The sequence below is a fragment of the Paenibacillus sp. J22P165 genome (genome assembly GCF_059692015.1).
Map to the genome: position 1 here is coordinate 133,639 of NZ_JCAUAP010000006.1, position 12,169 is coordinate 145,807.

The window sequence follows — 12,169 nt, forward strand, 5'->3', positions numbered from 1 at the left end:
CTCTCAATTGGTGTTTTGTTTAGAGTTTTGTTAAAATGTAAAGGGCAACGTAGGGAGAAAATCCCACATAGACAAGGTGAGACTTTGGACGTAAGGTTCAAGGATCCCTATTATTGGAGGTGCAGAGGATGGGGCCTGGAAAAATGAAGGTGCGCAGATTACCGTTATTGCCTCTTAGGGGACTGCTGGTCTATCCGAGCATGGTTCTACACCTGGATGTAGGGCGAGAAAAATCGGTGAAAGCACTCGAGCGGGCGATGGTGGATGACAGCATGATTCTCCTCTGCTCTCAATCAGAGATCAACATAGAAGAACCAACAAAAGAGGATATTTATCGCATCGGAACCATTGCTAAAGTGCGGCAAATGCTTAAATTACCGAATGGTACAATTCGTGTTCTAGTAGAAGGCGTATTACGTGCTGAAATCGTAGAGTATTTGACGAATGACGAGTATTATGAGGTCACAGTTAAGGAATTACCGGAGCAAGAAATATCAGATCCTGAGATAGATGCTTTGATGCGAAGTGTGCTAAGTCAATTTGAGCATTATATCAATTTATCTAAAAAAGTAACGCCTGAAACGCTTGCCGCGGTGTCCGATATTGATGAGCCTGGGCGCTTGGCGGATGTCATTTGTAGTCATTTATCGCTGAAAATCAAAGATAAACAAGATATTCTCGAGACCGTTGATGTACGTGAACGGCTCGAGAAAATGCTTAATATTTTGAATAATGAGCGAGAAGTACTCGAACTTGAACGCAAGATCAGCCAACGAGTTAAGAAGCAAATGGAGAAAACACAGAAAGAATATTATCTCCGTGAGCAGATGAAAGCCATTCAGAAAGAGCTCGGGGATAAAGAAGGCCGTGCGGGCGAGGTTGATGAATTACGCAATCAGCTAGCTGAAGCAGAGCTCCCTGAGAAGGTTCGCGAGAAGGTCGAAAAAGAAATTGATCGGCTCGAGAAAATGCCTGCAACTTCTGCGGAAGGCGGCATTATCCGCAATTACATCGATTGGTTGCTAGGTCTTCCTTGGAACAAGCAAACAGACGATGATTTGGACCTAGACAAAGCTGAAGAAATTCTGAATGAAGATCACTTTGGTCTTGAAAAGCCGAAGGAGCGCGTTCTGGAATATTTAGCTGTACAGAAGCTCGTTAAGAAGCTTAAAGGGCCAATCCTTTGTCTAGTAGGTCCTCCTGGGGTAGGTAAAACCTCGATTGCTCGTTCTATAGCACGATCTATGGGTAGACAATTTATACGTATTTCGCTCGGCGGCGTTAGAGACGAAGCAGAGATTCGCGGTCATCGTCGTACTTACGTGGGAGCGATGCCTGGTAGAATCATTCAAGGGATGAAGAATGCAGGTACGAACAATCCCGTCTTCTTATTAGACGAAATCGACAAGATGGCGATGGATTTCCGTGGAGACCCTGCATCTGCCCTACTTGAAGTATTAGATCCCGAACAAAATAGCACTTTTAGCGATCATTTCATTGAAGTTCCTTATGATTTATCCAACGTGATGTTTGTGACCACGGCGAATGCTGTGCATAATATTCCTCGTCCTCTGTTAGATCGGATGGAGGTTCTATATATTCCAGGGTATACGGAGATTGAGAAACTCCAAATTGCCAAGAAATATTTACTTCCGAAGCAGAAGCGTGATCACGGTCTTGAAGAAGAACAGCTTGTTGTTGATGAGGCTGCTTTGATGAAGATTGTGCGTGAATATACGCGAGAAGCAGGCGTGCGTAATCTAGAGCAACAAGTTGCAGGTATGAATCGTAAAGCGGCCAAAAAGATTGTATCGAACCCTGAGACACCTGTTCATGTAACCGTAGAGAACTTAAGTGACTATTTAGGTCCCGTTAAGTTTAAATACAATGTTGCAGAAGAAAAGGATCAGATTGGGGCTGTTACAGGTCTTGCTTGGACCGAAGTAGGTGGAGATACACTCGTCATTGAGGTATCTGTATTGCCTGGTACTGGCAAGTTAACCTTGACGGGTAAGCTCGGTGATGTGATGAAGGAATCTGCGCAAGCGGCTTTCAGTTACACGCGTTCGCGTGCTGACGTGCTTGGCATTGCTCCAGATTTCCATGAGAAGAATGATGTGCATATTCACATTCCTGAAGGAGCTATTCCGAAGGATGGTCCGTCCGCAGGGATTACGATGGCTACTGCATTAATCTCTGCCTTAACGAATATTCCAGTTTCACGCTTAGTGGCAATGACGGGTGAAGTAACGCTTCGCGGCCGCGTGCTCCCAATCGGCGGCTTGAAGGAAAAAGCACTAGCTGCACATCGTGCAGGGATTCGTACAATCCTGTTACCTCAAGACAACGAGAAAGACATTATCGAAATTCCAGAAAGTGTTCGTGCAGAGATGACATTCATCCCTGTCAGCCACATGGATCAAGTGCTGGAACATGCACTTATCAAAAATAAGCCGACGGCTAACGTCGGATCGACTTAGAAAGTAGTTGAACATTCATGAAAGTCAATCAAGCTGAGTTTATCATCAGTGCGGTTGGACCTAGCCAATATCCAGAGGATGCCTTGCCAGAGATTGCGCTGGCAGGGCGTTCTAATGTCGGGAAATCATCACTCATTAACTGTTTGATTTCTCGTAAAAACTTAGCTAGAACCAGTTCTCAACCGGGCAAAACGCAAACCCTTAACTATTATAAAGTGAATCAGGACTTATATTTCGTTGATCTTCCCGGCTACGGCTACGCGAAGGTATCCAAAACCAAGCGTGAGCAGTGGGGCAAATTCATTGAAAGCTATTTATTAAATCGTGAGCCTTTACGCCTTGTGATGCAGCTAGTCGATCTGAGACATCCGCCATCTAAAGATGATCAAGCGATGTACGAATGGCTACGCCACATGGATGTGCCTGTGCTTGTCGTTGCGACCAAAGCGGACAAGATTCCTAAGAGCAAATGGCCAAAACATTTAAAGATAGTACGTGAAACACTAGGGATGGATAAAGGAGTTCAGCCACTCATGTTCTCTTCCGAGCTAGGGCTTGGCAAAGATGAGCTGTGGGGAATTCTAGAGCAAGCGATTGCTTACGGCGAGCCGGAGCCACAAACCGAAGAAGTGCTTACCGCTGTAACTAATCCTGAGCCGTCCTAATTATAGGGCGGTTTTTTGCGTATTTTTGAGCAGAACGTTCAAAGACAGAGGAAATCAAAAAGAAGTATACGGGAAAGCGAGGTAATCTGGGGGAAATTTAATGGCATTCCAGTTTATCAAGCTTTTTTCAGAATATTTGGCTGATTATCATGAATTGCTGGCAGGAATAATCGCGACTCTTGTAGTATAATAATAAACAAGGTAATAGTTAATGGCTTGAAAACAAAGAATCGAGGGATTTTTATGGCACAAAGGTTAGCGACTGAATATGTCAAAACCTGCCTCCAGTTAACAGAAGCCGATATGTTGAAGTTTTTTCAAATGTTTGTGGACCACCAAGTGACACTGCAAGTCAAAGTTTTGGAAAACGGGAATCAAGAAGTTGTTTTTCAAGATGGCGCAGGTCAAGAAATTGTCCTCTCATTTGAAAAGAAATCGGGCCTATATGAATGCACAGGATCCTGCAGATTAAGTAATACCTTACTAGCTAATTTAATGCGTAAAGCAGTATCGGAATTCAAAGGCAGCGCTAAAGTCAACCGAATTTATCCTAGTTACACAATGGTTTATTATTATGAACGCGGAACCGTTGTGAAGATCGAAGAAATCAAAGGTCAACTCTTAACGATTGTTTATGAGCACAAAGATACTATTGGTCTTATGCAGCAAATGTTCCAAAAGAGAGAAGTTGAGCAAGAAATTGAAATGATCTATGATCAAATCAATCATCTTCTTGATATGCGTAACATGCTGCAGGCAAGGGATGAACACCAACAGATCGACATTCGCCTCAATGAGCTGACACATCGTTTGTTCGTTTTGGAGGCATAATCACCCATACATGACATATTTGTGGGGACCCATTTTTGGGTCTCTTTTTGTTTTGAAGCACATGTGATGGCTTTGTAACATAATTTAGATATGGCGTCGATGTGACAGTTAGCGTTTAACAAAAAAAACTATTGCATTTCTCGTCGATAGATGTTATTTTTATTCTCGTTGAAACAATATAGGAACCAGGATTCACTCAGGACATTGAATGTTGCGAGAGATTATACCCTCGGGAAGTGAATGACGTAGGTCCTAGCGGATGAAATTTTTTAACACATTTTATTCCTAGGAAGGGGGAACCGAAAGATGGAAACAGAATACTCAACTTTCGGAAGACACGTTGCTGTTGATACTTGGGGGGTAGATTTTGAACTTCTGAACAATGCAGAATGGCTGCAAGCTCAGATGGTTGAAGCTGCCGAGGTATGTGGAGCGACTGTTTTATCTGTACAATCGAAGCAATTTGAACCACAAGGTGCAACAGTGCTTGTTATGTTGTCCGAGAGTCATCTCTCCATTCATACTTATCCTGAGAGAGGTTTTGCCGCGCTTGATTGTTATACTTGCGGTGAGACAGTCGACCCTCAATTAGCAATCGACTTTATGGTGTCCGTACTAAAACCAGAAACGTTCTATGCGAAGAAACTTGTTCGCGGAATGGGTGAATTACAAGTAGAAACTCCTGAAATAAAGCAAGCAGAGCTTGTTAAATAAAATTCTGCATTTTTCATAACGATAACCACGGAGAAATCCGTGGTTATTTGTTTGTTCAGATACCCATACAATGATATTGGTGATACATGTCCAGTTCATTGGGAGTGGGGGATGAGGTTTGAAACAGAAATTAATTAGGAAAACAGTGCTCTATGTTTTTGTTCTCTTTCTAATCATTTGGCCTATTTATCAGCTTAGCCAAATGTTGGGTCAACATAAGGATAAAGAAGATCATGATGCAACGCATTTACTTTTTCAGGTATCTTTATTTCAAATGGAAATCGTGAAGAGCAGCTTGGAAGAAGCCTCATTAAGTAAAAGCACGAAAGAGTTGGATCCAGTGAAACAAGCGTTGTATTCAGCCGAGTATACACATGAGCGACTTATTTTAGCTGCTGGGGGAAGTGAGGAGTTGGGCTCGCTCAATTTCATAACCCAATTAAGCCAATACATACAAAGGTTACAGCTTGGGGGCGTCAGAGCTTTGAAGCCGGATGAAACGTTAACTTTGAAAGAGATCCATAAGCAGCTCAGTGAAATGTATGAGATTTATGAGAAAATGATGGCATCCAACGGCGATATCATCTCCTCTCAGAATGAAGAGTTATCCAAACTCGATCGGGAAATGACCACCTTTTTAAGAAAAAAAGGGCTGCAATAGGGGATTCTGCCTAGATTCTGTCTAGCTGAGGTATAGAGGAGCAAAGAGCTGTTAAAACTAACGAACAGACCCAAAGCATTCATAATTTATTCAAATATTTTGTCGGAATGTCGGTATTGCTGTGCTATAATGATTCTAAATAAAACGAAAGGCAGGTGGTAACGTTGCATATTATCGCAGTTGGTTTGAATTATCGGACAGCCCCGGTAGAAATTCGTGAAAAGTTTGCGTTCTCAGATCAAGATTTACCCAGGGCAATCGCTGAATTGAAAGAGACGAAAAGTATTCTAGAATGTGTTATTGTTGCCACCTGCAATCGCACCGAAATTTATGCCGTCGTGGATCGACCTCAATTGTGCAGTCATTACTTGACGCATTTCCTTGAGCGTTGGTTCCATGTGAAGAAGGATGAATTCCAGAAGCATTTATATACGTATGAGAATGACGAAGCAAATGAGCATTTGTTCCGTGTAACAACGGGGCTTGATTCGATGGTCATTGGGGAAACTCAGATTCTCGGTCAAGTGAGGGATGCTTTTTTAGCATCTCAACAATTGAAAGCAACAGGGTCTTATTTCAATACGCTGTTTAAACAAGCAATCACACTTGCTAAGAAAGCACATTCAGAAACGGGGATCAGTAATAACCCTGTCTCGATCAGCTATGCAGCCGTAGAACTCGGTAAACGGATATTTGGAAGCTATGTGAACAAGACGATTATGATCATTGGTGCAGGTAAGATGAGTGAGTTGACCGTGAAGCATCTCTATGCGAATGGGGCCAACAAGGTTATCGTTGTGAATCGTACGTTGGAGAGAGCTATGGATTTAGCGGGCAAATTCAACGGTGTGGCCAGCACATTAGAGGAAATGCCCAAATATTTACCCGAAGTAGATATTATCATTAGCTCAACGGGTGCGCCAGGCTATGTTTTGACGAAGAAAGATATTCAGACTTATGTACAAAAAAGAAAATCCCGGCCTCTCTTTATGATGGATATTGCTGTACCGCGGGATCTGGATCCTGAGATTAGTGGCTTGCCGAACGTGTTCCTTTATGATATTGATGATTTGGAACATATTGTGGATAAACATTTGCAGGAGCGCAAGAAAGAAGCGGCTAAGATTGAGGTTATGATCAATTCAGAAATTGCTGCCTTTGACCAATGGACGAAGACACTTGGCGTAAGCCCATTGATTAGTGCGCTACAAACGAAAGCGAACCAAATTCACGAAGAAACCATGGAGAATATGCTGAACAAGCTGACAGATCTGGATGAACGTGAAATTAAGGTGATTCGTAAATTAACCAAAAGTATTGTGAATCAAGTATTGCGCGATCCGATTCTGCGGATCAAAGAAATGGCTGGCGAGCGTCATGGCGATGATGCCCTCGAAATTTTCACCAAGCTTTTTGCATTAGAAGATACGCTAAAACAACAAGAACAGGCAGATCAAATAGCACAAGAGCTAGAGTCCGGATTTAACAAAGTGGAAAATAAACAAACAATGGACGAGAAACTGTCCGTTCGTGGTTTACAGAATGCGGATATTCTAGCCCCATCTTGATATATAAGATCGTAAACGAACTTGCCCTAAGGGGCGAATTAGAAGTCGTTTATCTCAATTAAAAGGCGCTAACCGCCTAGGAGAGGTGCCATGGTTACAAGCAGCTGGTTGTTTGATGCGATGATTTATATGTATGCCCTGAGCCTACTGTTTTACTTTTCGGATTTCGCGAATGCGAGCCGGAGCGCGAAACGGATGGGGACGGGGCTGCTTTTGTTTGTATGGGTTTTGCAAACCGCTTACTTTGCTATTAGTTTATATGGTCATCTAACGGAATGGGCTTTCGTTCGGTCAGATGTGTTGTTCATGTTTTCATGGCTTCTAGTCACGATATCACTCATAATTAACCGCTTTTTCCGAATTGAATTGTTCGTGTTCTTTGTAAATGTACTTGGTTTTGCAATTCTGGCACTGAATATCTTTGGAAATCCAAATGTTATGCCGATTAAATCCAATTGGGACATCAATGATGAGCTATTATTCATTCATATTTCATTAGCCATTGGCAGTTATGCCGCATTTTCGATTGCCGCTATTTTTTCAGGGATGTACATATTCTTACATGCAAGGTTAAAGAGCAAAAATTTCTCTCAGGCTGTCATGAGGCTGCCGTCACTGGAGAAAATTGAGCATTACACGTATTTATCGGTCATTATTGGAGGGCCGCTGCTCCTGATGGCTTTGAGTCTTGGCGTGGTGTGGGTCGTGCTCGAAGGTAATCAAAATCTTCTCTATGATCCTAAAGTAATCAATTCCTTCTTCGTATTGGCCGCCTATACCTTTTATTTATTTCAACATAAATCCATGCGGATTTCGGGTAACAAGCTAGCGGTTTGGAATTTGGCTGCTTTCTGTATCGTTGTGTTGAATTTCGTTGTATCGAACCTTGTCTCTGATTTTCATGGGTGGATATGGAGTTAACTAGTTGGCAGCATCCTTATCCGATTATGATGAATTTAGTGGGAAGCAAGTGTCTGATCGTCGGAGGTGGGCCGATTGCCGAACGGAAGCTGCGCTCATTGCTGCAAGCTGGAGCAGAAGTGACCCTAGTCAGTCCAACTTTCACCGCCGGTATTCTAGCTCTTGCGCTTCAACCAAATGTGATTGTAAAAAGGCAACCCTATGATCCATCGATATGGACAACTTATGGCGAGGCACGTTATGTCTTAGTCATCGCGGCAACGAATGATGCACAAGTGAATAGGCAGATCGCACTAGATGCGAATGGATCTGGGAGCCTAGTCAATATAGTGGATCAACCAGAGCTTAGTTCCTTTATTTTACCCTCCGTTGTTCGTCGAGGTAAGTTGGTCATTACGGTGTCTACAGGAGGAGCAAGTCCTTCAGCAGCTCGTAAAATTGCCAAAGAACTCGACAATGCCTATGGGAATGAGTATGAAATCTATTTGGGTTTCCTCACCGATACGCGTCTGTTGATTCAGAATCACGTGAAAGATAAAGAAGCAAGACAACGATTATTTAAAGAAATGCTGGCTTGGGATCTCATGCGTTATATCCGTGAAGGGACGTTTGAAGCCTGGAAACAGCAGTTTACAATAGCATTACATAATACCGTTTGGATGCAAACGCAAGTGCAGGGAGAGAGTGAACTGCCTTCTTGGTCTTTCATCAATGAGATTGGGCAGCAACGTATAGGAGGCGGAGACGAATGAAAACGATTATTGTAGGAACAAGACAGAGTGCCTTGGCACTGACTCAAACAGGACAAGCCGTAGAGCTTTTGAAACAGCTGGCAAAAGAGCATGGCATCGAATGTCAATTTGAAATTAAGAAAATTGTAACGAAGGGCGATCGTATTCTGGATGTCACGCTATCCAAAGTCGGAGGCAAGGGCCTGTTCGTAAAGGAAATTGAACAGGCACTAACAGATGGCGAGATCGATATCGCTGTTCACAGCATGAAGGACATGCCCTTCGAGTTGCCGGAAGGCCTCATTGTAGGCGCGATTCCTAAGCGTGAAGATCCGCGCGATGCGCTGATCACGCGCGAGGCTGGATCGCTCGACGAGCTGCCGCAAGGCGCGCTTGTCGGCACAAGCTCGCTGCGCCGTGCGAGCCAGCTGCAGCACTACCGCCCGGATCTCCGGATCGAGTCGATCCGGGGTAACATTGATTCGAGGCTGCGCAAGCTCGAAGAAGAGAACTTCGATGCGATTATGCTTGCCGCCGCCGGTCTGCACCGGATCGGCTGGCAAGATCGCATCTCCAGCTACTTGCCGCCCGAGGTATGCCTCCCTGCCGTAGGGCAGGGAGCGCTGTGCATCGAGTGCCGCGGCAACGACGCTTTCGTGCTGGACTTGCTGGGCAAGTTCCAGCATGAGCCAACGGCGCTCGCGGTGCGGGCGGAGCGGGCTTTCCTTGGCAGACTCAATGGAGGCTGCCAGGTGCCGCTCGGCGCTTACGCGAGCGTGAACGAGACAGGCAGCGGGGATGCGCCGCTGCTGACCCTGACAGGCATGGTCGGGACGCCGGATGGCGTGACCATGCTCAAGGAAACGGCTTCCGGGAACGATCCGGAAGCCTTGGGTTCACTCGTTGCGGATATGCTCATCGCACAAGGAGCTGAAAAGATTCTAGCTGAGGTGAGGGAGTGATTGCTATGAACAAAGGAAGAGTTTTTCTTGTTGGAGCGGGTCCTGGCGACCCTAAGCTCATCTCGGTACGTGGGATGGAAGCGATCCAAAGAGCTGATGTCATCGTATATGACCGACTGGCAAATCCACGCTTATTGAAGCATCGTAGACCGGAAGCAGAACTCATCTTTGTTGGCAAGCTGCCAGATAAACATATATTAAAGCAAGAAGAAATCAATCAGTTGCTTGTGGATCTAGCCTTACAAGGGAAAATAGTTACACGCCTTAAGGGTGGAGATCCAAGTGTATTTGGTCGCGTGGGGGAAGAAGCGGAGCTTCTGGTTGATAATGGGATTACCTATGATATTATCCCAGGCATCACATCCTCTATTGCCGTTCCAGCTTATGCGGGCATTCCTGTTACTCATCGCGATTTCACTTCGTCTGTTGCGATTGTAACCGGCCATGAGTACCCGAACAAAACCTACTCCAGCCTGAATTGGGAGCATCTCGCCAAAGCGATTGGTACGATGGTATTCCTGATGGGTGTTGCGAATCTGGAGCAAATATGCCGTGAATTGATTCGCTGTGGGAAACCGCCTGAAATGCCAGTTGCGCTAGTGAGATGGGGAACATGGGCGGATCAAGCGACGATTACAGGCACACTTGCAGATATCACAGAAAAAGTGAGAGAAGCAAACTTCAAATCTCCAGCCGTCATCATTGTAGGCGAAGTCGTAAAGCTTCGTGAGAAATTGGCTTGGATGGAGAAGAAACCGCTGTTTGGTAAACGAGTGCTCGTTACAAGAGCGCGCAGCCAAGCAAGTGAGCTCGTAGATCTCATTGATGATTTGGGTGGAGAACCTGTCGAGTTCCCTGTGATTCGATTACAGCCGCCAAGTCGTCCAGAAGCACAGCAAGCACTGGATCAAGCTTTAGCGAGACTGTCCGATTTTGATTGGATTGTATTAACAAGTGTGAATGGTGTTGAATTCTTCTTCCGTAGAATGCGAGAACTTCGCATCGACGTTCGTAGAATGGGGAATGCCCGTATTGCGGCTGTGGGTCCTAAGACCGCTGAAGCGCTCGCAGAGCGTGGTATCATGGCAGACGTCTTACCCTCTAAGTTTCAAGGGGAAGGTATCTTAGATGCCATTCAAGGGGATTTGAACGCTGGTCAGAAGGTATTGCTGCCAACTGCCGACCTCGCACGTGATTACTTACCTTCCAAACTAACAGCGCTAGGGCTTGAAGTCACAGAAGTGGATGTGTACGAGAACGTACTGACCACTGATGATGGCGAAGAGATTATTCATTTGCTGCAAAATCAAAGCATTCATATCATAACTTTTACTAGCTCATCTACCGTCACAAATTTACTTGAAGCGTTGAAGCAACTCGGTATGGAAGATCCGTTATCGCTCTTGCAAGGCGTGGAAATTGCAGTTATAGGTCCCAAAACGGCAGAAACCGCCATTGAGGCGGGTCTGTCTATCACATATACGGCTGAAGAAGCGACCGTCGCTTCTTTGGTACAAAGCATGATTCAAGGAGGCGGAAACCCATCATGAGTTTTCCAATAGTTCGTAACCGCCGCTTACGCGGAAATGCAGCCATTCGTAATCTGGTTCGTGAGAATCAGGTAACGGTCAATGATGTTGTTCAACCGATATTTGTTACGCATGGTACAAATGTCAAATCAGAGATTGCCTCGATGCCTGGAGTGTATCATTTCTCACTAGATCGCGTGAAAGAAGAAATTGATGAAATCACGCAATTGGGCATTCAAGCCATTCTTTTATTCGGCGTACCTGATTATAAAGATGCTACTGGCACATCCGCATTTATGGATGACGGAATCGTGCAGCAAGCTACCCGTTATATCAAAGAGCTTAACCCCAATTTGTTGATTATCGCAGATACTTGCTTATGTCAGTTTACGGATACGGGGCACTGCGGAGTCATTCATCACCACCCGATTACAGGACAAGCGGATGTCGCGAACGATCCATCTCTGGAACTGCTCGTTCGTACAGCCGTGTCACAGGCGAAAGCAGGCGCTGATATTATCGCACCATCCAATATGATGGACGGCTATGTGCAAGCTATTCGCGCTGGTTTAGATGAAGCGGGTTACGAAAGCACGCCAATCATGGCTTATTCGGTTAAATATGCATCTGCCTATTATGGACCTTTCCGTGATGCTGCGCATTCTACACCGCAATTCGGTGATCGGAAAACGTATCAGATGGATCCGGCGAACAGCCGTGAAGCGATGCGTGAGGCGGCAAGCGATGTGGCAGAAGGCGCTGATTTCCTTATGGTAAAGCCGGCACTCGCTTATATGGATATTATCCGCATGCTGAAGGATAACTTTGATCTGCCTGTTGTCGCTTACAATGTGAGTGCGGAGTACGCAATGGTCAAAGCTGCAGCTCAGCAAGGCTGGGTGAATGAAGAAGCGATTGTCATGGAAACGATGACAAGCTTCAAACGTGCGGGAGCCGATATTATCTTGACATATTTCGCCAAAGATATCGCTCGCTACTTGCAAAAGTAAGGCGTATATGAACCATTTGTTCTCTGTGTACTATCACAGAGTTCGGGTGGTTCTTTTTGTCATACTTTTGTCGCAATAGGTAAGCTTACCTTGGTTG

The 12,169-nt window shown here is 44.9% G+C and carries 11 protein-coding genes; all 11 read left to right on the forward strand.

Going from position 1 to position 12,169, the window contains the following annotated elements; translation table 11 throughout:
* Positions 1-128 precede the first annotated feature (128 nt).
* The 11 genes from lon to hemB all read left to right on the forward strand — a co-directional run bounded on the left by lon (position 129) and on the right by hemB (position 12,072).
* Complete coding sequence (gene lon / locus AC58QM_RS15780; RefSeq protein ID WP_497285506.1) at positions 129-2,480, forward strand: endopeptidase La; 2,352 nt, start codon at positions 129-131, stop codon at positions 2,478-2,480.
* A 17-nt stretch (positions 2,481-2,497) separates the two neighbouring features.
* Complete coding sequence (gene yihA / locus AC58QM_RS15785; protein ID WP_497285508.1) at positions 2,498-3,145, forward strand: ribosome biogenesis GTP-binding protein YihA/YsxC; 648 nt, start codon at positions 2,498-2,500, stop codon at positions 3,143-3,145.
* A gap of 243 nt (positions 3,146-3,388) precedes the next feature.
* A complete protein-coding gene (locus AC58QM_RS15790) occupies positions 3,389-3,976 on the forward strand; it encodes a non-ribosomal peptide synthetase module (protein ID WP_497285510.1) in 588 nt (195 codons plus the stop codon).
* A 306-nt stretch (positions 3,977-4,282) separates the two neighbouring features.
* On the forward strand, positions 4,283-4,690 hold the full coding sequence (gene speD, locus AC58QM_RS15795) for an adenosylmethionine decarboxylase (RefSeq protein ID WP_056610310.1): 408 nt from the start codon (positions 4,283-4,285) through the stop codon (positions 4,688-4,690).
* A 118-nt stretch (positions 4,691-4,808) separates the two neighbouring features.
* Complete coding sequence (locus AC58QM_RS15800; protein WP_497285511.1) at positions 4,809-5,351, forward strand: hypothetical protein; 543 nt, start codon at positions 4,809-4,811, stop codon at positions 5,349-5,351.
* 164 nt (positions 5,352-5,515) lie between these two features.
* Entirely contained in the window at positions 5,516-6,919 is a 1,404-nt protein-coding gene (gene hemA / locus AC58QM_RS15805) for a glutamyl-tRNA reductase (protein WP_497285513.1), read from the forward strand.
* 90 nt (positions 6,920-7,009) lie between these two features.
* A complete protein-coding gene (locus AC58QM_RS15810; RefSeq protein ID WP_497285515.1) occupies positions 7,010-7,840 on the forward strand; it encodes a cytochrome C assembly family protein in 831 nt (276 codons plus the stop codon).
* Entirely contained in the window at positions 7,831-8,592 is a 762-nt protein-coding gene (locus tag AC58QM_RS15815; RefSeq protein WP_497285517.1) for a precorrin-2 dehydrogenase/sirohydrochlorin ferrochelatase family protein, read from the forward strand. Before AC58QM_RS15810 ends, AC58QM_RS15815 begins: the two co-directional genes overlap by 10 nt.
* Positions 8,589-9,533, forward strand: coding sequence for a hydroxymethylbilane synthase (hemC, locus tag AC58QM_RS15820; protein ID WP_497285519.1), 945 nt, complete (start codon positions 8,589-8,591; stop codon positions 9,531-9,533). Before AC58QM_RS15815 ends, hemC begins: the two co-directional genes overlap by 4 nt.
* A 5-nt stretch (positions 9,534-9,538) precedes the next feature.
* Positions 9,539-11,083, forward strand: coding sequence for a uroporphyrinogen-III C-methyltransferase (gene cobA / locus AC58QM_RS15825; protein WP_497285521.1), 1,545 nt, complete (start codon positions 9,539-9,541; stop codon positions 11,081-11,083).
* A complete protein-coding gene (gene hemB / locus AC58QM_RS15830) occupies positions 11,080-12,072 on the forward strand; it encodes a porphobilinogen synthase (RefSeq protein ID WP_497285523.1) in 993 nt (330 codons plus the stop codon). Before cobA ends, hemB begins: the two co-directional genes overlap by 4 nt.
* The last annotated feature ends 97 nt before the right edge of the window (positions 12,073-12,169 follow it).